This is a genomic window from Roseibium sp. R5, from assembly GCF_055755305.1.
On record NZ_CM146910.1, the window covers coordinates 1,261,639 to 1,284,307 of the forward strand.

27 protein-coding genes and 1 tRNA gene are annotated in these 22,669 nt (G+C 55.6%); 16 read left to right on the forward strand and 12 right to left on the reverse strand.

Annotated elements, in window-relative coordinates; all coding sequences use genetic code 11:
- Window positions 1-10 precede the first annotated feature (10 nt).
- Window positions 11-901 (forward strand): AEC family transporter, encoded by an 891-nt coding sequence (locus AC0J4F_RS05745; protein ID WP_473025674.1) that lies wholly within the window; start codon window positions 11-13, stop codon window positions 899-901.
- A gap of 9 nt (window positions 902-910) precedes the next feature.
- Here AC0J4F_RS05745 and AC0J4F_RS05750 read toward each other — a convergent pair whose 3' ends face one another.
- From AC0J4F_RS05750 to AC0J4F_RS05765, 4 genes are all read right to left on the reverse strand, one after another.
- Window positions 911-1,753, reverse strand: coding sequence for an isocitrate lyase/PEP mutase family protein (locus tag AC0J4F_RS05750; RefSeq protein ID WP_473025675.1), 843 nt, complete (start codon window positions 1,751-1,753; stop codon window positions 911-913).
- 103 nt (window positions 1,754-1,856) lie between these two features.
- Window positions 1,857-2,327, reverse strand: a complete 471-nt coding sequence (locus AC0J4F_RS05755; RefSeq protein WP_473025676.1) for a DUF1203 domain-containing protein — start codon at window positions 2,325-2,327, stop codon at window positions 1,857-1,859.
- 108 nt (window positions 2,328-2,435) lie between these two features.
- The gene (locus AC0J4F_RS05760) at window positions 2,436-2,852 is read right to left on the reverse strand and encodes a GNAT family N-acetyltransferase (RefSeq protein WP_473025677.1); all 417 of its coding nucleotides are present in this window, start codon (window positions 2,850-2,852) and stop codon (window positions 2,436-2,438) included.
- Between the two features lie 150 nt (window positions 2,853-3,002).
- Window positions 3,003-4,193, reverse strand: coding sequence for a hypothetical protein (locus AC0J4F_RS05765; protein ID WP_473025678.1), 1,191 nt, complete (start codon window positions 4,191-4,193; stop codon window positions 3,003-3,005).
- Window positions 4,194-4,365: 172 nt separating this feature from the next.
- Here AC0J4F_RS05765 and AC0J4F_RS05770 point away from each other — a divergent pair, with 172 nt between their 5' ends.
- The 8 genes from AC0J4F_RS05770 to AC0J4F_RS05805 all read left to right on the forward strand — a co-directional run bounded on the left by AC0J4F_RS05770 (window position 4,366) and on the right by AC0J4F_RS05805 (window position 11,999).
- Window positions 4,366-5,976 (forward strand): GMC family oxidoreductase, encoded by a 1,611-nt coding sequence (locus AC0J4F_RS05770; protein WP_473025679.1) that lies wholly within the window; start codon window positions 4,366-4,368, stop codon window positions 5,974-5,976.
- 66 nt (window positions 5,977-6,042) lie between these two features.
- The gene (gene modA / locus AC0J4F_RS05775) at window positions 6,043-6,804 is read left to right on the forward strand and encodes a molybdate ABC transporter substrate-binding protein (protein WP_473025680.1); all 762 of its coding nucleotides are present in this window, start codon (window positions 6,043-6,045) and stop codon (window positions 6,802-6,804) included.
- Between the two features lie 43 nt (window positions 6,805-6,847).
- Window positions 6,848-7,555, forward strand: a complete 708-nt coding sequence (gene modB, locus AC0J4F_RS05780; protein WP_473025681.1) for a molybdate ABC transporter permease subunit — start codon at window positions 6,848-6,850, stop codon at window positions 7,553-7,555.
- Complete coding sequence (gene modC / locus AC0J4F_RS05785; RefSeq protein ID WP_473025682.1) at window positions 7,548-8,639, forward strand: molybdenum ABC transporter ATP-binding protein; 1,092 nt, start codon at window positions 7,548-7,550, stop codon at window positions 8,637-8,639. The genes modB and modC overlap by 8 nt, the downstream gene beginning before the upstream one ends.
- Before the next feature lie 123 nt (window positions 8,640-8,762).
- Window positions 8,763-9,197, forward strand: a complete 435-nt coding sequence (locus AC0J4F_RS05790) for a carboxymuconolactone decarboxylase family protein (protein WP_473025684.1) — start codon at window positions 8,763-8,765, stop codon at window positions 9,195-9,197.
- Window position 9,198: 1 nt separating this feature from the next.
- A complete protein-coding gene (gene sigJ / locus AC0J4F_RS05795; RefSeq protein WP_473025686.1) occupies window positions 9,199-10,122 on the forward strand; it encodes an RNA polymerase sigma factor SigJ in 924 nt (307 codons plus the stop codon).
- Window positions 10,123-10,242: 120 nt separating this feature from the next.
- Window positions 10,243-11,250, forward strand: a complete 1,008-nt coding sequence (locus tag AC0J4F_RS05800; protein WP_473025687.1) for a DctP family TRAP transporter solute-binding subunit — start codon at window positions 10,243-10,245, stop codon at window positions 11,248-11,250.
- Window positions 11,251-11,351: 101 nt separating this feature from the next.
- Window positions 11,352-11,999: an MSMEG_1061 family FMN-dependent PPOX-type flavoprotein gene (locus tag AC0J4F_RS05805; protein ID WP_473025689.1), complete on the forward strand. Its 648-nt coding sequence runs from the start codon at window positions 11,352-11,354 to the stop codon at window positions 11,997-11,999.
- 100 nt (window positions 12,000-12,099) lie between these two features.
- On the opposite strand, the gene AC0J4F_RS05810 is transcribed toward AC0J4F_RS05805, so the two are convergent.
- The gene (locus AC0J4F_RS05810) at window positions 12,100-12,381 is read right to left on the reverse strand and encodes an SCP2 sterol-binding domain-containing protein (protein ID WP_473025691.1); all 282 of its coding nucleotides are present in this window, start codon (window positions 12,379-12,381) and stop codon (window positions 12,100-12,102) included.
- A 221-nt stretch (window positions 12,382-12,602) separates the two neighbouring features.
- Window positions 12,603-13,406, reverse strand: a complete 804-nt coding sequence (locus AC0J4F_RS05815) for a MipA/OmpV family protein (RefSeq protein ID WP_166672834.1) — start codon at window positions 13,404-13,406, stop codon at window positions 12,603-12,605.
- A 226-nt stretch (window positions 13,407-13,632) separates the two neighbouring features.
- Between AC0J4F_RS05815 and AC0J4F_RS05820 the strand changes: the two genes are divergently transcribed.
- Window positions 13,633-13,929, forward strand: coding sequence for a YggT family protein (locus tag AC0J4F_RS05820; RefSeq protein WP_133952616.1), 297 nt, complete (start codon window positions 13,633-13,635; stop codon window positions 13,927-13,929).
- A gap of 43 nt (window positions 13,930-13,972) precedes the next feature.
- Here the strand turns inward: AC0J4F_RS05820 and AC0J4F_RS05825 are convergent, their stop codons facing one another.
- The 4 genes from AC0J4F_RS05825 to AC0J4F_RS05840 all read right to left on the reverse strand — a co-directional run bounded on the left by AC0J4F_RS05825 (window position 13,973) and on the right by AC0J4F_RS05840 (window position 16,588).
- Window positions 13,973-14,164: a Trm112 family protein gene (locus AC0J4F_RS05825; protein WP_209176362.1), complete on the reverse strand. Its 192-nt coding sequence runs from the start codon at window positions 14,162-14,164 to the stop codon at window positions 13,973-13,975.
- A 24-nt stretch (window positions 14,165-14,188) separates the two neighbouring features.
- Window positions 14,189-14,866, reverse strand: a complete 678-nt coding sequence (locus tag AC0J4F_RS05830) for an LON peptidase substrate-binding domain-containing protein (protein ID WP_133952614.1) — start codon at window positions 14,864-14,866, stop codon at window positions 14,189-14,191.
- 88 nt (window positions 14,867-14,954) lie between these two features.
- On the reverse strand, window positions 14,955-15,899 hold the full coding sequence (trxA, locus tag AC0J4F_RS05835) for a thioredoxin (protein WP_473026408.1): 945 nt from the start codon (window positions 15,897-15,899) through the stop codon (window positions 14,955-14,957).
- A gap of 161 nt (window positions 15,900-16,060) precedes the next feature.
- Window positions 16,061-16,588, reverse strand: a complete 528-nt coding sequence (locus tag AC0J4F_RS05840; RefSeq protein ID WP_473025692.1) for a prolyl-tRNA synthetase associated domain-containing protein — start codon at window positions 16,586-16,588, stop codon at window positions 16,061-16,063.
- Between the two features lie 241 nt (window positions 16,589-16,829).
- On the opposite strand from AC0J4F_RS05840, the gene AC0J4F_RS05845 reads away from it, so the two are divergent.
- The 4 genes from AC0J4F_RS05845 to AC0J4F_RS05860 all read left to right on the forward strand — a co-directional run bounded on the left by AC0J4F_RS05845 (window position 16,830) and on the right by AC0J4F_RS05860 (window position 18,823).
- Window positions 16,830-16,904, forward strand: a tRNA-Gly gene (locus tag AC0J4F_RS05845).
- A gap of 349 nt (window positions 16,905-17,253) precedes the next feature.
- Window positions 17,254-17,625, forward strand: coding sequence for a hypothetical protein (locus tag AC0J4F_RS05850; protein ID WP_473025694.1), 372 nt, complete (start codon window positions 17,254-17,256; stop codon window positions 17,623-17,625).
- Window positions 17,622-18,182 (forward strand): TetR/AcrR family transcriptional regulator, encoded by a 561-nt coding sequence (locus AC0J4F_RS05855; protein WP_473025695.1) that lies wholly within the window; start codon window positions 17,622-17,624, stop codon window positions 18,180-18,182. The genes AC0J4F_RS05850 and AC0J4F_RS05855 overlap by 4 nt, the downstream gene beginning before the upstream one ends.
- Window positions 18,183-18,313: 131 nt before the next feature.
- Complete coding sequence (locus AC0J4F_RS05860) at window positions 18,314-18,823, forward strand: hypothetical protein (protein ID WP_209176358.1); 510 nt, start codon at window positions 18,314-18,316, stop codon at window positions 18,821-18,823.
- A gap of 69 nt (window positions 18,824-18,892) precedes the next feature.
- Here the strand turns inward: AC0J4F_RS05860 and ggt are convergent, their stop codons facing one another.
- Window positions 18,893-20,641 (reverse strand): gamma-glutamyltransferase, encoded by a 1,749-nt coding sequence (gene ggt / locus AC0J4F_RS05865; protein WP_473025696.1) that lies wholly within the window; start codon window positions 20,639-20,641, stop codon window positions 18,893-18,895.
- A gap of 183 nt (window positions 20,642-20,824) precedes the next feature.
- Here ggt and AC0J4F_RS05870 point away from each other — a divergent pair, with 183 nt between their 5' ends.
- A complete protein-coding gene (locus AC0J4F_RS05870) occupies window positions 20,825-21,172 on the forward strand; it encodes a c-type cytochrome (RefSeq protein ID WP_473025697.1) in 348 nt (115 codons plus the stop codon).
- A gap of 9 nt (window positions 21,173-21,181) precedes the next feature.
- On the opposite strand, the gene AC0J4F_RS05875 is transcribed toward AC0J4F_RS05870, so the two are convergent.
- Complete coding sequence (locus tag AC0J4F_RS05875; RefSeq protein ID WP_133952607.1) at window positions 21,182-22,156, reverse strand: endonuclease/exonuclease/phosphatase family protein; 975 nt, start codon at window positions 22,154-22,156, stop codon at window positions 21,182-21,184.
- 105 nt (window positions 22,157-22,261) lie between these two features.
- On the opposite strand from AC0J4F_RS05875, the gene AC0J4F_RS05880 reads away from it, so the two are divergent.
- The gene (locus tag AC0J4F_RS05880) at window positions 22,262-22,654 is read left to right on the forward strand and encodes a YchJ family metal-binding protein (protein ID WP_133952606.1); all 393 of its coding nucleotides are present in this window, start codon (window positions 22,262-22,264) and stop codon (window positions 22,652-22,654) included.
- Window positions 22,655-22,669: the final 15 nt, after the last annotated feature.

Below are 22,669 nucleotides of genomic sequence, written 5' to 3' on the forward strand. Positions count from 1 at the left end.
GGATGCTGTCTTGGACGTAATCTTCGGACATGTCGTTACTGTCATGCTGCCCGTGCTTTTGTGCGTGCTGTTCGGATATGGCCTGGCGGTTCTGAGAGCGCCTTTTGACCGGAAAATGTTTGGCAGCCTTGTCGCCAATGTCGGCTACCCGGCCTTGATCCTGTCTCACCTTGCCAAAGACCACATCGAGCTCGGCGCCTTTTTGAATGTGCTGCTGGCCGCTGCTTGCATGATATTGATTTTCGGTGTTCTAGGCTTCGGGATCCTGAAGCTGCTGGGTTTGCCGGTTCAGGCCTATTTATCTCCCATGATGCTGTCGAATGTCGGGAATATCGGATTGCCGGTTACAACGCTGGCTTTCGGCGCGGAAGGCTCGGCGGTCGCGTTGGGTTTCGTGGTCGTGGTGCTGGCTGCGATCTTCACCATCGGGGTTGCGCTACCTATTGGCAAACCCGACTTCAAAACCCTTGCCAAGCAACCGGTGATTTATGCCGTCATGGTAGCTTTGGTTCTCATGGAGACGGGTTGGAGCTTGCCCGGCCCGGTGGATCAAAGCCTCAGCATTCTCGCCGGGCTTGCCGTTCCCATCATGCTGTTGACGTTGGGCCACAGTCTTGCGACGCTGAAATTCGGCAATCTCGGCCGCGCAGCCACGCTATCCGTGATCCATATCTGTTTTTCTGTGGTCGCCGCTTTGGCGCTTACAAGCGTATTTCCGTTCAGTGGGGCACAGCAAAACGCGGTCATTCTGCTCTGCTTCATGCCGCCATCCGTTGCGACCTATCTGGCGGTATCGCAACATCGTCCTGACGACGCACCTGCTGTTGCAGGCTTCATTTTCCTGTCGACGCTGATGACAATGCTGACGCTTCCGCTTGTACTGACCTATTGGGCAGCATGAGCGGAAAGATCAGGGTTTTGCCTTCATGAAGTCTTCGAAATTGACAGGCATTTCTGCACTTGGGTCCCGATCGAAGCAGCCGAACGAGCCGCCGTCCTTCATGTCTTCTGCCGCAGCCGTAAAGGCGCCGTAAGCTAGCCGTGCCAAGCCAGCGCCAATCGAGATCCGGGCAACACCGAGATCTCCGAGTTCTTTGCGCGTGAGATGAAAATTCGGGCGGCCGGCCAGGATGTTCAATGGGGCATCGACGGCGCCTAGGATTTTGGTAATTTGTGCCTTGTCCTTGAGCATCGGGGCATAAACACAATCAGCGCCTGCGTCTTTGAAGGCATTGAGACGTTTGATGGTCTGTTCCAGCTCATGCTCCGACTTTACCGGGCCTTCACTGCGGGCCGTCAGGACAAACTCAGGCGCATTTTCCTTAACGTAGGCGCTGGCCGCCTTGATCCGTTCAACGGCCAAGTCCAGCGGGTAAAAGGGGTTTTTGGGATTCTGCGAATAATCCTCGATGGAGCACCCGGCAAGACCAACTTCGATCGCACCCTTGATGGTTTCAACAACGTCTTCAGGGCTGTCGCCAAACCCGTTCTCAAGGTCGCCGTTGACCGGCAGGCTGGTCACGGAAATAATATCAGCGGCGTGAGCCAGCGCATCATCCCGTCCAATCAGACCTTCAGCATCCCGAACACCCCGGGCCCAGGCGAACCCGGCACTGGAGGTTGCCAACGCATCAAAGCGCATACCGTCCAGAATTCTGGCGGAGCCAATGTCGAATGGGTTGGGCATTAAAAAGGCTTTGCCCTTCACATGAAGCGCCTTAAAGGCGGACCGGCGTTGCGCAGCAGTGACCATCAGTGTTCTCCCAAACAGATTTGAGTTTGAGTATAGCTCAACATCTGAAAAACGAACGTGACATCGGCTAAATTACCTAAACGCGACGCCGGTCATTCGGGCCCTATGCCTTTGGTTCGGGCCGGGCAACGCGGGCCGCGAAACATCCGCGGCGTGCATAATGCAGATGGATGTAGTCCACAGCGGTATTTTCAAAGAACCTCGCAATCAGATCTTGCACCTCGGTTCCCTCGATGATTTCCGCATCCACGATTTCGTGCGCTTCGTTAAAGGCGCGGACGGACAAAAGCCGGCTTGTGATTGAGGCCGGGATTGCGCCTTGGTCCGGATGCGCTTCTTCAGCGCCTTCTTTCACAAAGATTGCGTGCCGGGATCGATAGGGTGAATTTCCCGGCTGGTGCTCGTAATTCAGAAGAAACACACGCTCGCCCGCCGTAACGTCTTCAAGGGACACACGGCAGGGAAAGCCGCCATCTGAGATATGAACCTGAACGCCGCGCTCCGACAATTCTGCGTCAGAAAGACCATTCAGGCCGGAGAAATGTTCAGCTTGTAGTGGATGGATTTGAAACATGGACCTCGTCCTCCGTTGTTGTTGGAAGGACGATAGGCGGCGGTGCTACCGGAGACGACCCGATTTGCGAGCATGCGAAACCGGCATCCCTAGACTGGAGAAACAGTATCAGGGATACGTCCCAACACGGCGCGCCATTCCAACAGACCGCGGCGCTGTCTCGCGAAAGCCGAATTTTTCATAGAGCGTGTTTGCTGGCACATCTGCGATCAGGCTCATATAAGCCGATACGGGCAGTTCTGCCTCAGCCCAGGACATCAGACTTTCCATGATCAATCGGCCCAAGCCTTTGCCTTGGTATGCAGGCAACACGGCGATATCGGTCACCTGAACAAACAGGCCGCCATCTCCGACAAGACGCCCCATGCCGATTGGAGTGTCACCGTCAAAAACCATCACGGCATGCAGGCTGTTCTTCAGTCCGAGTTCTGCGGCTTTCAATTCATAACCACCAAGGCCGCAGTCTTTGCGAAGTTGCAGATATGTCTCGGGCTCTGGGACTTGGTTCTTAATCTCAAATGTCAAAATATACCCCGGGAATCATGCGTTTATGTCTGAAGAATGGGTCTCATGATGGTCTAACAGCAAGGCGCAATGGGCTCAGGCGACATCAACAAAGGTTGAGATCAGGCCAGAACACTCAAATTTGGAGCACTTAAGCTGTGTTCTGTGGTGTCACGTTCGACCTACGCCAACGAGTGAATCGCTCTGGCTTTGCTTGTGCCAGGAGATCAGCAGGATCATTCCCATAATGATGAGGTACGGCACATAGAACCGTGTCTCATAGTGTGGGAACACGACATACTTGGCGCATATTGATACGAAAACCGCATAGAGCAACACACGGGTCCGTTCTGCCATCTCTGTCACCCGAATGAGTTTTGCAAAAAACAGGACCTGCGCGATCAGGACCGCGAGCCAAGTCTCACCCATCAGTGACCGCACTGTCGCGCGAACGAGCATCTGGACATAAGCGGTTATTGAAAACGGCGGATCAAAGCCTTCGAGGGTTGGAACGAATTCAATGTGCGAAAACCACATATGCACCCACCAGCCCGGGTGGTTTGCACCTTTTGTCAGCCAGACATAAAGACTGAAGCACACTGCAAAACAGCCGGTCATCCACCATCGTCCCGGACCGTATATCGCTGCGAATACGAAAAAGACGCCAATGAAGGCCAAATGATCGGGGCGGACCAGGAAGGCACATAAAAGACTAACAGCTGCCAACCAATCGAGCTTCTCCAGATAGCTCATAGCTGCAAGGAGCAGGAAGACGGTGCAGTAAAGGTCTGGTGTCACCAATTGTGCCGCTTCGGTGAAACCGGAAAGGGTCAGCAGCACCGCGACCGGCAAACCATACGACAGCGCCTGATTGCGGGCCATCCAGACAAGCAAAAGTCCCCCGATGGCGAGTATGGATGCCTTGGAAATAAGCCGCAGCGCCTGAACTGGATCCATGAAGCCGGTCAGCAGTCTTGCTGTTTCGATGTAAAGGATCTTCAGGCGATAAAACCCAAGCATGGTCATGAAGGCATCGGGGTTTTCTGCCTGATGGATCCGGTAATCCCGGTCCTGAGTCAGGATCAGATATTCGCCAGGCGAAACATTCTTTTCAACGAAATCATAGCTTTGCCGGTGCAATTCAGCCGGGTCGTCAACAGATGGCTCCAGAACACTTGCCGTGTAAGCGAACATGTCCCAGTTGGAACCCGGAAAAACGTGCACAACAGCCGTGGTCATGGCGATAAAGAGCACAAAAATTAAAGCACCAATCCACTGCCGCAACGGTCGATAGAGCGTATTGGCTGTTTTGAAATAAACCAGGAAGCTTTGTTCCAACAGGCGTTGAGCAGGATTAGACACGAAGGGCCCCTTCGGCTGAAAGCAGCCTGCAGCTTAGGTGGGACTTGTGAGAAATACGTAAACAGGTGACGTTCGGCCTCTGCGCACTTAGGCCGCTTATGCCCTCTGGCTGACTTGACCAGTTGGTCGGACCGTGTCTCCATCATGCTCAAATAAAGGTGCGGGAGGAACGATGCGCGACCTGGGTGATTGGGATTATGTAATTGTTGGCGCGGGAACAGCCGGGTGCGTCCTTGCCAACCGTTTGTCAGAGGATCCAAGCGTCAAGATTCTGCTTCTGGAAGCGGGAAAGCGTGACAATTACATCTGGGTTCACATTCCCGTTGGCTATCTCTATTGCATCGGCAATCCGCGCGTTGACTGGGGTTTCAAGACCGCACCCGACAAGGGGTTGAACGGCCGGTCACTGGTCTATCCGCGCGGCAAGGTGCTCGGCGGTAGTTCGTCCATCAACGGCATGATTTACATGCGCGGCCAGGCTTGGGATTATGATCATTGGCGCCAGCTCGGACTTGCCGGTTGGGGCTGGGATGACGTTCTGCCCTATTTCCGGAAATCGGAAGATCATTATGCGTGGGACGACGAGCTCCATGCTCAGGGCGGCAACTTGCGCGTTGAAGAGCAGCGCATTTCCTGGGAATTGCTTGATGCCTTTCGGGATGCCTGTGAAGAAAACGGCATTCCCAAGATCCGGGACTTCAACAAGGGTGATAATTTCGGATCTGCCTATTTTCAGGTGACCCAGAAATCCGGCATGCGCTGGAACGGTGTGAAAGCGTTTTTGAAGCCGGCCGAGAACCGGCCGAACCTCAACATCGTTACGGAAGCTCATGTGGCCCAGATCCGTTTCGAGAATGGCCGGGCATCCGGTTTGGATCTGGAGATTGCGGGCGAACCGGCAACGGTAGCGATTTCCGGGGAGCTCTTGGTGGCTGCCGGCGCAATTGGATCACCGCAGCTGCTGGAGCTCTCAGGCATCGGTAATCCGGAGGTCCTGTCGAACGCAGGGATTGAAACACGGCACGCGCTGCCGTCCATTGGCGAAAACCTGCAGGACCATTTGCAACTTCGTCCCGTGTTCAAGGTGAAGAACGCTAAATCCCTGAACAAGATGGCAAAGACCTGGACCGGTAAGGCGAAGATTGGTCTGGAATATCTCCTCAAGCGATCCGGGCCAATGTCGTCCGCGCCGAGCCAGCTTGGTGTGTTCGCCAAGACCGATCCATCGTTCGAGACGGCGAACGTGGAATATCACGTTCAGCCGCTGTCGTTGCCCAAGTTTGGCGAACCGTTGCATGATTTCCCGGCGATGACGGCGAGTGTCTGCAACCTCCGCCCTGAAAGCCGGGGCCATGTGCACATTACGTCACCGGATAAAGGCGCGCAGCCGGAAATCCAGCCGAACTATCTCTCTGCAGAAGCCGATCGCCGGGTGGCAGCCGACAGTATCCGGCTCACGCGCAAACTCATGGCATCGCCTGCCATGGCACGGTTCGAGCCGGAGGAATATCTGCCGGGTCCCGATCTCACCAGCGAAGACGAGTTGATTAAAGCCGCGGGAGACATCGGCACCACGATTTTCCACCCCGTCAGCACGTGCCGGATGGGTGTCGATGAGAAGTCTGTGGTTGATGACCGTCTGCGTTTGCGTGGTTTTGAAAACATCCGGGTGATTGATGCATCTGTGATGCCAACCATCACCTCCGGCAACACAAATGCTCCGACTGTCATGATCGCGGAAAAGGGCGCGGACATGATCAAGGCCGACCGGCGGGCAGGATGATCTGTGTCTTGATCTGACCGGTTGGCAACGTACCTAGCAAAGGCTGTAAAGCGAAAGGACATTGCTGTGCGCTTGAGCCTCATTGTGGCTGCCGTTTTTGTTCTCGCTCAGATTGTTTTTGCTGCTGCAGAACGACCTCTGACCGTTTTTGCCGCCTCGAGCATGAGCGAGGCGATGGGTGAGATTGGCGAAGCATTTGAAGCTGAGAGCGGTGTGCCGGTGATATTTTCCTTTGCCGGTACGGGTACACTCGCCCGGCAGATTGAGGCTGGCGCGCCCGCTGATGTCTTCGTTTCTGCCGACACGCTCTGGATGGGGTACTTGACGGACCGGGCGATTGTTCAGACGGAAAGCGAAACGGTTATCGCTTCGAACCGGATAGTCTTGGCTGGCGCGCGGGATAGCAATCCATTGGATCTGTCTGCTGACGCAATTGCCGCGCGGTTGGGCGACGGGCGGCTGGCAATTGCGGATCCGGAAACCGTTCCTGCCGGGCGCTATGGCAAAGCGGGGCTAACAGCACTCGGGCTTTGGCCTTCGGTGGAAAGCCGATTGGCGCCGATGGAAAACGTTCGCGTTGCGCTGGCCGCGGCGGCGCGCGGTGACACGCCTCTAGCGCTAGTCTATGCAACGGATGCTGCAATTGAGACGAATGTTCAAGTGATCGCGGAACTACCGGCGGAAAGTCATCCAAAAATCGAATATCCAGCCGCGCTAACGACGGGTGCCAATCACCCGCAGGCGGCGGCCTTTCTGAACTTTCTGACTGGTCCCGAAGCTGTGAAGATCTTGCGTTCCTTTGGCTTTGTGACCCATAAGGAAGAATAGCCTTCCAGGAGGAAGGTCCAACGGCAAACCGATCTGAGCGCGCGTGGATTTTCTCACCCTTCAGCCCGTCGAATGGCAGGCGCTTCTTCTCACCTTGAAGGTTGCAGCAGCAGCCTTGCTTGTGGCCCTGCCGCTTGCAGTGATGGTTGCATATGGCTTGGCCCGGTACAGATTTCCGGGTCATGGTGTTGTCAATGCGCTGGTGCATTTGCCGCTGGTCCTGCCACCTGTCGTCACCGGTTATGTTCTATTGCTTGCTTTTGGCCGGAATGGGCCGATTGGGTCCGTGCTGCAAGACACCTTCGGCATCACGTTTGCCTTTAACTGGACAGGGGCCGCGCTGGCCGCCGGAGTCATGGCGTTTCCCCTGATGGTTCGTCCGATCCGCCTGTCTTTTGAGGCCGTGGATCCCAAACTGGAGGATGCTGCCCGGTCCTTGGGTGCGCGGCGGCTGGTTAGTTTTTTGACAGTCACTTTGCCGCTAGCGCTCCCGGGCATTCTCGGAGGTGCCATCCTCGGCTTTGCCAAGGCCATGGGTGAGTTCGGCGCGACCATCACTTTCGTCTCCAACATTCCGGGGGAGACACGAACGCTCGCCTTGGCGCTCTACACAGCCACCCAAAGCCCAAGCGGTGACTTGGCAGCCTTTCGCCTGACCATCATCGCAACCATCGTCGCCTTCGGCGCCTTGATTGCTTCTGAATTGCTCGCTCGTCGCCTCCGGAAACGTCTTGGAGGCGCGGATGCTTGACGTTGATATCAAGGGCCAGGTCGGTGCGCTGCCGCTGACTGCACGGTTCAAAAGCGAGGGGGGTGTCACCTCCCTGTTTGGCCAGTCAGGGGCCGGGAAAACAAGCCTCACCAATATGATTGCCGGTCTTATCCGCCCGGTATCCGGCCGGATTACCGTCAATGGCACAACGCTTTTTGATGCAGACAAGAACATCAATCTTGCGGTTCAGGCCCGGCGGATCGGGCATGTTTTCCAGGATGCGCGCCTGTTTCCTCATATGAGTGTGCGCTCCAATCTGACTTATGCGCGCTGGGCCGGCCGCCGGAAAACGACACGCTCGATGGACGAGGTGGTGCAGCTATTGGGTTTGCAGCCGCTCTTGGCCCGCAAACCCGCAACGCTGTCCGGCGGTGAGCGTCAGAGGGTCGCAATCGGACGGGCGCTGCTGTCGGATCCGCGGCTCTTGATCATGGACGAGCCCTTGGCCAATCTGGATCAGGCCCGGCGCAATGACATTCTCCCTTATTTGGATCGCCTTTGCGCGGAAGCCGGGATCCCGATCCTTTACGTCAGCCACTCGATCGAAGAGGTGGCTCGCCTGTCCCAGACCTTGGTGATCCTGTCCGATGGCCAGACACCGGCCTTTGGACCGGTTGCCGAGATGCTCGCCAGAACGGATCTTGGCAAGGCAACGGGCCGGCATGAGGCTGGGGCGCTCCTGGAAGGCACTGTGAGTCACACGGACAGCGAATGGGGGCTGACGCATATCGACATTGGCGGTGCGACCATTCAGATCCCTGATCTTGGAGCTGCGCCAGGCGAGCCAATCCGGTTGCGTATTCGGGCACGAGATGTCGCGCTTGCGACAGAGGTTCCAAATGGGCTTTCGATCCGAAACAGGCTGAAGGGAACGATCCGCAGCATTTCGGAAGAAAGCGGACCTTATGCAGAAATTCTCTGCGGCGTCGGCGAGCAGACGATCCGTGCCCGGATCACGCGGGCATCGGTTGCCGATCTTGGTCTGGTAGTTGGAAAAACGGTGACGGTCCTCATCAAGAGTGTCGCCATCGACAAACGCCAGCGCGCTCCGGTGCCGGGGTAAGAGGCTGAAATCTCTGCGGTTTCATGTGAGGCGATGAAAAAAATTTAGAGCATGTCACAAGCGGCAAAGCTGGGTCGTCATTTGAGTATGGAACCAATTCAGGTTCTGAATAAGGAACTTCAAATGACTGCGGCTACTGCACCTGTAAACCACCACCAGCAGATTCCTGGAATTGCACAGACCCTCGGCGGCGTTTCGGCGTCCTTTGCCAAGGAAGGACTGGATCCAAAGCTTCAACATCTGGTCGATCTGCGTGTTTCACAGATCAATCAATGCGCCTTTTGCGTGAAGATGCATATCAAGGAAGCACTGGCAGCCGGCGAATACAGTGAACGGCTGGAACGTCTGATCGTCTGGCGGCATGTGGATGATTTCAGCGAGAAAGAAAAGGCCGCGTTGGCGTATGCCGAAGCGCTGACTTACATGAAGTCGGAGCAAAGCTATGGACCGCTGCGCGCGGAACTCAGAAAACACTTTACCGAAGCGGAGATCAGCTTGTTGACCGCGGCGATCGGCATGATCAACCTCTGGAACCGGGTTCAAATCTCGAATTACTGATATGAGCGAGCAATCGAAACTCGAAGTGTTTGAGCAGGCCAGACCCCGTCTTTTGGGGCTGGCCTACCGCTTGCTCGGCTCTTGGGCTGATGCCGAAGATGCTGTGCAGGATACGTTTTTGCGGTGGCAGGGCAGCGACGGTGCCGCGATCCTGAATCCGGATGGATGGTTGACGACCGCTTGCACCAACCGGTGTCTTGATTTGTTAAAATCCGCGCACAACAAGCGCGTCGATTATGTCGGCCCCTGGATCCCCGAGCCGCTGCACATTGAAGCCGGTGAAACACCGGAAGGCGATATTGAGCGGGCTGAATCCCTCACGATTGCATTCCTGCACATGATGGAACGTCTGTCGCCAAAAGAACGGGCTGCTTTCTTGCTACATTCAGTGTTCGGCCAATCGCACAGACAGGTCGCAGGTGTTCTCGGAACGAGTGAATCCGCCTCCCGTCAGCTCGTCTCCCGTGCAAGCCGTCATGTTCAGGGGCCAAGCGCGCGTTTTGTTCCGCCAGCGGAGCATCAGGAAAAGATGCTGACAGCCTTTCTTGATGCCGTGATGACCGGTTCGACGGAACAGTTGGCCGGGCTGTTGTCTGAAGGTGTGCAATATCAGTCAGATGGTGGTGGTAAGGCGACGGCCCTCGGCAGGATCCTTTCGGGCAGCGGAGATGTCTCCAAATACGTTGCAAAGATCATGTCGCGGCTCTGGGTTGGCTCGGGCGGAACTCTGGAGCGCAGGATCATAAACGGAATTGAAGGTCTGGCTCTTTATGAAGGTGGGAAACTGGTGTCAGTCGTTAATTTTGGATACAGCGCGGACGGCTTGATTGATCAGATTTTCATCATGCGGAACCCGGATAAGCTGCGCGGGATGGCGCTGTCGATCCGGCACGACACCGGAAACGGTGCTCTCCAGCCGAACTGATCGCAGTTTCAACAAAGGTTTTCCTTCCTGCGTGTTTAATGTTCGGCAAGAGGCATTGGGTTAGGGTCAACGCCGTTCGACATACGTAATGCTGTTCATGAAAGCCTGGGAGGAGCACATATGAGAAAGATCGCCGGCCTTACCGCTGCGGTTTTGTCCTCCTTCTTGTTCAGCGCTTCGCATGCGTTAGGTGCCTGTGACGACGGCGAAATCGTCATCAAGTTCAGTCACGTCGTCGCAGCGGAAGGCCACCCCAAAGGGGAAATGGCAAGCGCGCTAGCGGACCGTGTCAATGCGGAGATGAACGGCACTGCCTGTATGCAGGTGTTTCCATCATCGCAGCTCTTCGACGACAATCAGGTGATGGAAGCGCTTTTGTTGGGGGACGTCCAGCTGGCGGCCCCATCGCTTTCCAAATTCGAAGCTTACACCTTGAAATACAGGGTGTTCGATCTGCCGTTCGTCTTCTCCAACATGGGCGCTGTGACAGCTTTCACTGACGGCAAAAAGGGACAAGAGCTGCTCGGTGCGATGTCCGATTACGGTTTTGTTGGCCTGGGATACCTATTCAACGGTCTCAAACAGTTTTCGGCGAATAGGCCCCTGATCGTACCAGATGATGCAAAAGGCTTGAGGTTCCGTGTCCAGCCCTCCGATGTTGCGGTTGCCATGGTCGAAGCCATGGGGGGCACTGCGCAACAGCTGGCGTTTAAGGATGTTTTTGAGGCCCTCCAGATGGGCGTTGTGGATGGACAGGAAAACACCTGGTCCAACATTTACACCCAGCGGTTCTTTGAGGTTCAGGACGGCGCAACGGAGACCAATCACCAGCTTCTGGCCTACCTCGCGGTAACATCTCAGGAATGGTTGAACAGCCTGGATGAAGACGTCCGCAAACAGTTTATGACAATCTTCACCGAGGTCTCTGATGACTTTAACGCACGGTCAAACGCGATCAATGAAGACAGCAAGCAAAGGATCATTGAAAACGGTGGAGTTGTGCGGGCGTTGACCCCGGATCAGCGCGATGAGTGGGTCACTACCATGAAGCCGGTCTGGGATATGTTCCGCGATGATATCGGTGCCGATGTCATCGATGCCGCGATTGCATCCAACAAGGCTCGCTGAGCCTGTTCCGCCCATTTGTCCGGCAGGGTGCCAAAAACCGTCGCAATTGAACCCAAATCGGCGGATAGTGCAGTTGTTAGGTCTGGTTTGGTGAGTTGCTGATGCCGTCTGTTTCTGATCCATTTGAAGCTCTTTCCGGGTTCATTACCTCTGCAGAAGAGCTTGAAACCGTTTGCGGACATCCATTGCCGCAGATTGCAGCAAAGGAGTTGCCGGCGCTTGATGAGATTTGCCGGGATTTCATTTCGAAAGCGCCTTTTTGCTTTGTCGCATCGGTGAATCCTGAGGGTCATGTCGATGTGTCACCGAAGGGCGATCCGGCTGGATTTGTAAAGGTTTTGACCCCAAGCCTTCTGGCGATCCCCGACCGGCCCGGCAATCGCCGTCTCGACACGTTCCATAACCTTTTGAAAGACCCTCGCATTGGTCTTTTGTTTCTGATCCCCGGGCGAGGAGAAACCTTGCGGATCCGCGGGGAGGGCCGTCTTACCACCGATCCAAAGCTGCTTGAGAGCCTGTCTGTTCAGGGCAGGTCTCCCAAGCTTGCTTTGGCCGTCCATGTTCAATCCGCTTTCATGTACTGTCCGAAATGTGTCTTCCGGTCCAGGCTGTGGCAGCCCGATGCCTGGCCGGATACCGAGGGCATGGCGGACATGAACGAAGCGATGGTCAAGCACGCCAAGATCGGGCTTAGTCCGGAAGAGTGGTTCAAAACTCTAAGAGAAAAAGGTGAGCTCGATCTTTGGTGACCGGTCGTCTTCAAATGTGAACCCGGGTCCTCGCCCACAAAAAAACCGGCCTTCGAAAAGGCCGGCTGCGAGGTATCTGCTTCTTTGGGAAGAGATGTAATTAGACGACGCTGCCAAGCTTCATGGCAACGCTCATGTCGCCTTCAACTTGCATTTTGCCGCCCATAAATGCGGCCGTCGGGTTGAGATCGCCGGAGAGCATGTCTGCCAAGTCTTCGGCTGACATTTTGATGGTGCAGTCTGCGTCGCCATTGTCGTTGCTGACTTTAGAACCCTGCAAAAAGATCGTACCGTCATCGCCAAGGTCAAACTTGACGCTTTCTTCGATGCCGCCGCCAGAAACCTTGTCACGGATATCGTTGGTGAGCTGTTCCAAGGACATTATGTTTTCTCCCATTGAATGAGGTCGAAGCCGTCTGTTGTCCCTTTGAAGCATGCCGTTTACGTAATCGTCAAGAAATAATCCGTTCCGGTATGTCTTCTCCAGTCGATTCTTGCTCTCTCACACCCCAACACCTTCCCGCAAGCGTGCTTGCAGTATGAAAAAACACGGGGCCCGATTGAGCCCCGTGTCGTGAAAACAGTTTCAGCTTCTGGCGAACTTTATTTGAATACGTCGAACGCAAACCGATACGTGAAGCCAAGGCCGACATTGAACTGGTTCTCGCTGCCGACCTTTGCGATCGGGCTGTCAGCAGCGTCGCCCACGAGGCGGTCATATCCGCCTTGAAGGTGTAGGCGCACATCGTCATTGAGATCGTAGCTAACACGGGCTGCCAAGCCGACAGATTTGAAGCCGGCACTCGGGTTATACTCGCTAAGGCGACCACCACTCGCCGCAGCCTCAGTGGAGGTAACGCCGAAATAGGTATCCATGTAGCTACCAGAAGCAAAGTCTGCGCGAGGTCCGAAGCTTAGCTCCCACTTCTCGCCCGGATAAAGGATGCCATCAAAACCGAATTGACCGACCTGACCATTGTGGCCGTTGATGCCCTGCCTTATTTCGCCAAAGGCGCGCCAATGCTGGGTCCGGAAACCGCCGCCGAGACCAAGCTCTAAGGCCCAATCAATCTTGTCGGTGCCCGTGAGGTCGGTTGTGTCGCTCGCCTTGCGTTCTCCGACAAAGCCAAATGACGGATAGAAGAAAACACCTGTTCGACCGCGGCCTTCAACGACCTGGCCGAGGCCGGGAACATAGAAACGCCCCATCTGGATCAGGGGGAAGGGATATACAAGGTAGGAATCGGAAGCCTCATAACGCGGCTTCACCATGGCCCCAACGCCGAGGTCGATCACGAATTGCCGCGTTGCATCCTCAGCGGACAGGCTCCCGCCCTGCGCTAGTGCTGTGCCTGGCAATGAACCGGCCAAAAGCGCAATTGCAGCGCGCAAAATGATTTTTCTCATGAGACCCACATACGTATGGAATTTTTCGTTCGCGAAGATAGCACGAAGACTGGTAACGCAAAGGCTAAGAGAGTCGGGTTTTGGCGAACTGTTGCATTTTCGCATCTGCGTAAGTGACAGCAGAGCTTCCGTGGTTACCAACCGCCTGCGCTCAGCGGGTTGCAGGCGGCGGTTCAGAAAGCTACATGAAGAACAACACCTGCTTCAAAAGGCAACGGACCGCACAATGACAGCCCTTTTCACAGTGATCCTCATCGCACTGCAGCTCTATACCTACGTGGTGATCGCGAGCGCGATTTTCTCCTGGCTCTATGCCTTTAACATCGTCAATCCGAGAAACCAGATAATCGGCATGATCGGGCAGGTGCTTTACAACCTTACTGAACCCGTTCTCCGGCCCATCCGGCGTTTCATGCCGGATCTCGGCGGTGTCGACATCTCACCTGTCGTTTTGCTGCTGGGTATCATCTTCATTCAGATGATCATTCAGAACAACCTGATGCCTCTGTTCCGCGGCTTCTAGGCGCGCAAACAAAAACCCGGGTCTCAGCCCGGGTTTTTCAGTTTCAGTCTTCGAGTTTTCTTGCCTCATCCGGCAGCATGATCGGAATTCCGTTTCGGATCGGATATGCCAGTTTGGCTGTCCGGGAAATCAGCTCTTGCGCTTCCGCATCATATTCCAATGTTGCCTTTGTCACAGGGCACACCAGAAGTTCCAATAGCTTCCGGTCGATCGGCCGGTCGGTTGTTTCGGTCATTGTCCAGTTTCCGCCAGTTTTGGCTTATTGAAGAGTTGCGCCGCCATCATTGTCGTTTCTGGCGAGGTCCATCTCGGTAATGGCAATCAAGGTCTCGGCGCGGGTCTTGAGGTCCTGCGCTTCCAACAGTGCCTGTTTTTCCTGCGGACCGTAGGGGCACATCATGCACAGTGCGTTTACCAGAACTTCCGTCTCAGCTTCTTTGACACTGTCCCAATCTGCTTCCAGATTATTGGCGTCCAGATAAGCCCTCAAGGTTGTCAGAAGTCCGTTCCGATCGACGTCGTCTTCGCCTTGACCACATCTGAGATCGGCAGCGAACGGGGCAAAATCGACTTCTGCCTGCCGGAAGCGTGTCAACGCGGTCAGTTCCTGTGCGACACGGAACCGTGTCACACCTTGGAGTGTGATGAGGTACCGGCCGTCGCCGGTTTCTTGGAACCCGGTCAAGCGGCCCGCACAGCCAACTCCTTCCAGCAAGGGTTGATCCGGGTCTTTCGTGTTCTGCCGTCCCGACGGTTGCACCATCCCAATGAGACGGTTGCCCGCCAAGGCGCTATCAATCATGTCGATGTAGCGCGGCTCAAAAATGTTCAGCGGAAGCTGCGTTCTGGGAAGCAGCAACGCGCCGGACAAGGGGAACACAGGCAAGACCGGAGGAAGATCAGCAATCGTCTCGTAAATGGCGTTACCAGCCTGCATGAGTGGGCCTTTGTGTTGTTGTTCTCGACCAACCGCTTTGTGCGGTTGTACCGCATAAGTGGGTATGTGTGGCGCGAGTGGCCTATCGTCAAGAAAACAACACGGCAGACAGTTTACGCCGGCCATAGGCGCTTGCTTCATCCTTGAAACCCCAGGCTTCAAAGAACTGCAGCAATTGTTTGCGGGCGCCGTCTTCGTTCCATTCGCGGTCGCGGCGGACGATCTCTATGAGCTGGTCAACTGCCGCTGTTTTGGCACCCTTTGAATTCAGCCCGAGCGCAAGATCGAAGCGGGCTTGATGATCGTCCGGGTTCTGGGCAATGCGCTCCTCAAAACCAGCCAAGTCTCCAAGGGATGCGGCTTGTTCGGCAAGGTCCACAGCAGCTTTGGCTGCCAAATAGGCTTCATCCGAGCGTTTTTCTTCCGGTGCGAGCTCCAGTGCCTGTTTGGCCCGTTCCAGGTCATCGGCGCCGAGGTAGCACTGGGTCAGTCCCGCAATGGCCTGAACATTATCCGGTTCTGCCTGCATCAATGCCCCGAACAGCTGAGCGGCCTGCCCGTAATCCTTATCCGCCAACAATGCGTTTGCTTGTTCCAGGTAGGCTTCGGCAGGATTGGCAGGAGCCGGGCCGCCAAGCTTTTCGATGAACGCCTTGATCTGGCTTTCTGGCTGAGCGCCCATGAAGCCGTCGACCGGTTGACCGTCCTTAAAGGCAATCACGGCCGGGATGGATTGAATGCCCATCTGGCCGGCAATTTCCGGATGGTCGTCAATGTTCATCTTGGCAAGCTTCACCGTGCCGCCAGCTGCTTTCACAGCGGCCTCGATCAGCGGTGTCAGTTGCTTGCAGGGGCCGCACCACGGCGCCCAGAAGTCTACGAGCACCGGCTGCTGGCGGGAGGCCTCCATCACATCAGCCATAAACGTTTGTGTGGTGACGTCGAAAATCAGGTCGCCATCCGGCGCGCCGCCAGAGCCGTTGCCACCACCGCCGCCGAAACCGCCGCCTTGGCCACCATATCCGCCACCCATGCTGGCGCCGAAACCGCCACCGACTTGACCGCCAATGCTGTAGTCGCCGTTGCTCATTAATCTGCCTCTTGCTGTTCGGCTGCTGTGAACGTTGGCCTTGTTGGCCGTCTCGCTGGAAAAACCGCACCTAACATGGCGCGGCTACAATCGGATTACAATTCTCAACCCTGTACTTCGCTTGCCTGTGCCTGCGCACTGACTGCCAGCACTTGCGGATCATGACCGCAGGCCTTTGCGAACTTGAGCAAATCGCTGGAAGAAATCGCCGTCGTCGCGTCATTCTTCAGCGGGTGATAGTTCAGGACGTCATGTGCCATCATCGCTGCATCAAAAACGGGCGTGACACGTTGCGCTTCCCGGTCATTGATCAAGGAAAACGGGGTGACGGACCCGGGCTCAACGCCAAGCACTTCCATCAGAAGGTCAGCATTGCCAAACGACACCCGTCCCTGAGCGCCAATCACCTGGTGCACTTTTTTCAAATCAATTTCGGCATCGTGCAGGGTTGTTATCAGAAACAGCCGACCCTTCTTGTCTTTGACGAACAAGTTCTTGGTATGGCCACCTGAAATGCGGTCGTGCAGGTCGCCGGATTCGGCGACTGTGAACACCGGATCATGATCCACAGTGGTGACAGAGATCCCCAGATCCTGAAAGAAGCGCATGAGCTCGTCGCGGGTGACTGGCATGACTTTTCCTGAAAAAATTAGACTGTTTGCAGCTCTCTAGCGTGTTTTGATGCTGATCCGCAAGGCGAGTGTTGCCTACAAAGCGGCTATTTTCTGCCGTTTTTCTGGGTGTCGAAGCTGTGAAATCCACAAAAAGACAGCTAAAAAAATTTCTGCATTTTCGGTGTTGCATTCTGTTTCGGCTTAGTTCATATACTGCGCCACCAACGACGAGGCAGCCGCCACCGAGTTGGAACACTATGCGGGTGTAGCTCAGGGGTAGAGCACAACCTTGCCAAGGTTGGGGTCGTGGGTTCGAATCCCATCGCCCGCTCCAATTTCACCGAATGGTGCTAAAAGCCAGTTGCAGAAAAGCAGCTGGCTTTTTTGTTGCGCTGATCGTTTGCGACAATTTTCCCTATGATTGAAATAAATCAGCCTTGCAACTTTATATTAGCGTTATTGCCCGGCCGCTAATCTACCTGTGCAAACTGCGGATGGCGAAATTGTCAGTATTTCGTCCCAAGACGCGATTGCGACTGCTTCAGTGACTTTTCCAGCGGGACCACCAGGTTCCGCTGTTTTTTTGTAACTTTGGGCTCCTTTGAAAGGCAAAGGAATTGTCACTTGCTATTTCAAATATCAGTACATACCATAAGGTATGGTATGTAAATTCGAGGATCGAAATGAACGTTTATTTTGCGAGTGCTGGAGGACTGGCCGCCATTGTATGCCTGATCCATACCTTCTTGGGAGGCCGGGCGATCGCTGAGCCGCTTTTGAACGCGCCCGGGCTGCATCCCGTTCCCAAGCTCACGACCTACTACTGTTGGCACATCGTCACCATCACACTCGCTGTCATTGCCGGGATGTTCGGCTATGCGGCGCTTTATATTGGCGGAATGGATCTCGGGTGGGTGGCTACCATATTGACATTCGGCTACTGCGTGCTCGGCCTAGCCGTTCCGGTATTCAAGAACCAGGCATTTAAGGATATGCCGCAAGGGTGGTTGTTCCTGCCGATCGTCATCCTTGGTGTGTTGGGCGGCAGCCTATGACCGAGAAGAAGCGGTTCGGCAAAGAGGACTGGATTACGCTCGGATTTGGGCAACTGGTCAAAGAGGGCATCGGGGGGCTGACCCTCGATGCGCTGTGCCAGACGGCGTCACGGACCAAAGGCTCTTTTTATCATCACTTCAAGGATCATGAGGCATTTCTGACCGCTTTGGCTCATGCCTGGAAGAAACAAAACACACTTGATGTTGCAGAAGAAACGCTTGCGAGTGCGCCCGAAGATCAGGCGCGCACGCTGGCGCTGAAGGCGGCTCAACTCGATCATGACCTGGACCGTGCCATGCGCCAGTTTGCGCAGCTCAACCAGACGGCCCGGCAAACCGTACGCGAGGTCGATGATCTCCGAACCCAGTTCATTGTTCAGTTGTATCGTGCGCAAGGGCTGGATGACGCCACTGCAAACAGCATTGCGAAAATTGAATACGCTGCCTTTGTCGGCGCTCAGGTCATCTGGCCGGAAATGACTGCCGAAGAGCGCCTCAAACTAGATCAGCAGTTTGCAGACCTTGTCTCTCGCGGCACGAAACAGCCTCAGAAATAGAGCGGCTTGTCTTCAGCGATCTTTGATAAGTGGATTTACGGACCGGTTTTGCGCGTTGAGTGTAACCAGTTTTCAAGGACTCGCCATGTATGAATTGACGATAGTTCCGACATTCAAGACAGAAGATAGATATGGCTATTTTGCGCCAACCCGTTACCGCCGTCGTGATCGCTTTCTGGTTTTGCTTTTGGCTTCTGAACGGCCTCGATAAATTTTTTGCCCGTCAGGACATTGGGTTTGTCCATTGGTGGGGCAATCACCGCGTCGAAAAGTTCACGATGTATTTTGATCGCCTGGACATCGATCCAGGTTTCGTAACGGCGACGCTCATATTTGCGGGTATTGTCGAGTTTTTTGCGGCCGCTTTGTTTTTGGTGGCCGGGATCCGGCTTGTCAAAAACCAGCCGGGTGTTGCCTACCGGACCGACCTCGCGATTGCAGTGTCGATCGCCGTTTTTCTTGGGTTTGCAATTTTCGATGTGGTCGTTGGCGACAGGGCTGAGCTGTTGGAGCACTCGACCTATGTTGGCGTCCTGCTGGTTTCTTTCCTTGCGGTCGCAGCTGAAAGTTTCTTTCAGCACCTCAAGGACCTGGACAGCGACAGTACGATCAACCGCCGCTATCCGCCAGAGCCGAACTAAGTCTGCAGAAGCAGCTTGGACCGGAGCAATGAGACCGATGACATGTCATCGGTCTCCCTCACCCTTGTTTCAGTGACCCGCTGTCAGTGCGCCTTGCCGGCGTGGATCGGAAGCACCGGCCAGAAGACCGCCCACTTTCATGATTGATTGGGTTGAGCCCATCACGTTCTTGACCTCGACCTTGTGGCCACGCGCTTCCAAAAGCCGGATCGTGTCCGGGGACAAACCTTCTTCAATTCGAATTTCATCCGGAAACCATTGATGGTGGACGCGCGGTGCGGCCGTTGCCTCGGCGATGTTCATCTGGTGGTCGATCACATTCAGAATGACCTGCAACGTTGTCGTGATGATCCGGCTGCCGCCCGGCGAGCCAGTGACGAGGAACAGGTCGCCGTCCTTAAACACCAGTGTCGGGCTCATGGACGATAGGGGCCGTTTGCCACCTTCGACCGCGTTTGCCGTTCCCCCAATCAACCCATAGGCATTCGGTGCGCCGGGTTTTGCGGAGAAATCGTCCAGCTCGTTGTTCAAAAGAACGCCGGTGCCGTCGGCGGTGAGACCAACGCCATAGGAAAAGTTCAGCGTGTAGGTGTTCGAGACGGCATTTCCGTCCTTGTCGACAACGGAATAATGGGTCGTTTCATTGCTTTCGTAGGGAATAGGGTTGCCAGGTGCAACGTCCTTTGAATCGGTGGCGGTCTCCATATTGATGGTTTCTGCGAGGCTTGCTGCATAGGCCGGATCGGTCAGGCCTTTTACCGGAACTTCAGCAAAATCCGGATCTCCGAGATATTTGGACCGGTCGGCGTAAGCGCGGCGCTTGGCTTCGGCCATCACGTGAATAGCATCGGCAGAGTTGGGGCCGAAATCGGCCATCGGATAGGCCTCCAGCATGTTCAAGATCTGTACGATGTGAACGCCGCCGGAGGAGGGGGGCGGCATGGAGGCGATCTCATATCCGCGGTAGCTGCCGGTCACCGGATCCCGCCAGACGGGTTTGTAGTCGGCAAGGTCGGCTGTTGTCATGCTGCCGCCAGCTTCTTGAACCTTGGATGCGATCTTTTCGGCAACATCGCCCAGATAAAACCCCGCGGCACCGTTGTCGGCGATCAAACGCAGCGTTGCCGCCAGATCGGTCTGTTTCAGTGTTTCGCCGGGCACATAAGGGATCAGACCGGCCTTGAAGAAGATGGCTGCCGTTGCCGGGTCTTTGCTCAGCCGGGCGATGCGGGCTGCCAATGAGGCCGAGAGGTCCGGTGTTACTTCAATGCCGTCTTCTGCGAGCGCAATTGCAGGTGCAACCAGGTCTTCCCACGTCACTTTCCCGCTGCCGTGTTTTTCAAATGCAGCCGCAAAGCCGGCCACCGTGCCTGGAACCCCAATAGCCAATCCGGAAAAACGGGACTTGTCGTTGTCCGGTTCTCCGTCTGGTCCCAAGAACATGTCACGCGTTGCGCCCGCTGGTGCTTTTTCCCGATAATCCAGCGCTTCGGTTTCGCCGGTGTCAGCCTTGTGGATCATCATGAAGCCGCCACCACCAAGGTTGCCGGCACGGGGCAAGGTGACCGCCAAGGCAAACCCGGTTGCGATTGCGGCGTCGACCGCGTTGCCGCCTTTTTCAAGAATACTGACACCCACCCGGGTGGCGACTGCTTCCTGGCTCGCCACCATACCGTTGGCAGCCGTGACCGGGTGATAGCGGTCCTTTCCGGAATAGATCGGCGTTTCTTGAGCAACAGTCGGCGCGCCCGCGCCAATGGCCAGCGCAAAGCTCAGGCTTACCGCCGTCGCTGCGCGGATCAGGCTTTGGTGAATCATCCAGATCTCCGATTATCTTATAGGTTTTCAACTTCAGACTGTGGACGAGGATGCCGGATGCGGCAATGGCGTTTTCTGAAAAGTTGCAGACAGGCTCATGAGCATGATTTGATACATGACAAGGAAGTAGCCGGTTCGATCAGACAGACTGCGAACCGTGATTGAGATGTGGAGAGAGCAGAAATGGTTGAACGGTCCAAAATGTGGCGGAGAGGTTTTCAAGCGCTCGTTTTGGGCTTCAGCCTAACGGCCGTCGTTCCTGTGGCGTCGGCGGTTGCGGCCGATGTCGCCGCAGGAAAAGACTTGGCGCTTCAATGGTGTGCGTCCTGCCATCTCGTTTCCAACGATCAGGCGACGGCGTCCAGTGTGTCGTTGCCGAGTTTTTATGACATGGCCAAGGATCAGAGTTGGGATGCATCGAAACTGGCGACCTTTCTCGCCAATCCCCATCCGCAAATGCCAAACATGACACTCGGCAACATCGAGATTGCCAATCTCGCCGGGTATATTCAGTCGTTGGCAAACGAATAACCGAACCTCTTACGACATGTCGAAGTCCACGCACATTGCGGCGTGGTAGGAGCCGGCATAATCGGGATCGTCACCTTCGAGGATCTCATCCGGCAGAGCCGCGTTGAAGACCTTGATGTGCGCAACCCGGTCCGTCATGGAGCGGCTCGCAAGCACATGGTCAAGGGTTTGGGCCCGGCCCTTGTGAAGTACGGTTTTCCGTTGCTCCAAAGGAAGGGCTGCATCCAGTTGATAAAGCTGCCGGTAGCCAAGGTCCGGGACACCGGTGTCGTGCGGGTCTGCCCGCAATAGCCGCAGCGCCCGGGTTTCGCCGGTCGCGTTGAAGTCGCCGGTTAGAATGATCTGGGCGTCCGGATCCTTATCGAACAGAGCCTCCGCCCCAAGCCGGAGTTCAAGCGCTTGCGCAGTCTGTTTCAAGACCGACAGATGATACCCCTCTGCCCAGGCAGAGACAGAGGCCCAATTGTGCTCCGCATCCTTCCCGCCCCGGATTTGGGCTGCAATGGGCGCGCGCAGATGCACGTTGAACACATGCAAGGGGCGTCCTGTGCCAATATCGATTTGAAGCTGCTGAACCGGCCGGTCGAAAGCAGTCGCCTGCGGTTCTTCATATCCGGGATCCGCAGTTCCGGGCCGCCACAACGGTGGCTCCGCATTGCGATGATAGAGGCTCTCTCCCGAAAGAACCGGATACCTCGAAAGCACAACAAGATTGTGCCGGTCGCCAGGCCCTTTGCCGGATGGGCGCAAGCTGCCGGACATGAAAAAGTCCTGATAAGGCGTGCCTTCAATCAGACGTTCAAGATCATGAAACTGCCGGCTGGAGTTGCCCTTGATTTTCTGGGCGTTGACCTCCTGAAGGCATAAGATGTCAGCCTCAAGCTCCAGAAGCTTTGGCCTGAGCGCGTCGATCCGCCGGGCCAGCAGATCTTCATCGATCCTGTCTGTGCCAAAAGATTCCAGGTTAAAGGTCGCAAGTTTCATGGCGCCGCCGCAGTCGATCTGATCAAGTTGGGAGCAGCATAGCGTCCTGTTATAGGTGGTGATAGAGACTGCGATCTATAGAGTGAATTGGAACGGAACTTGGATATGGCGGATACGGATTGCCCCTGTGGATCTGGCGCTGCATTTTCGGCTTGTTGCGGTCCTTATCTGGAGGGACGCCAAACGCCAAAGACCGCAGAGGCTTTGATGCGGTCGCGTTACACGGCTTATGTGCGTGAGAATATTGCGTACCTGAAAGAGACACTTTGGCCGAAGTATCAGGCAGGGTTCGATTTTGCGGCGACGGCCCGATGGGCGTCGGAAAACCACTGGACGGGCTTGAGCGTTCTTGAGACCGGCAAAGGTAGCGAAGATGATCGCGACGGGACGGTGCTCTTTGAGGCGAAGTATCTGTCTGGCGGAACACTGCACACCCACCGGGAGAATAGCCGATTCCGGAAAAAATCCGGCCGCTGGTATTATGTGGAAGCGATCTGAAAACAGGGCCACCCG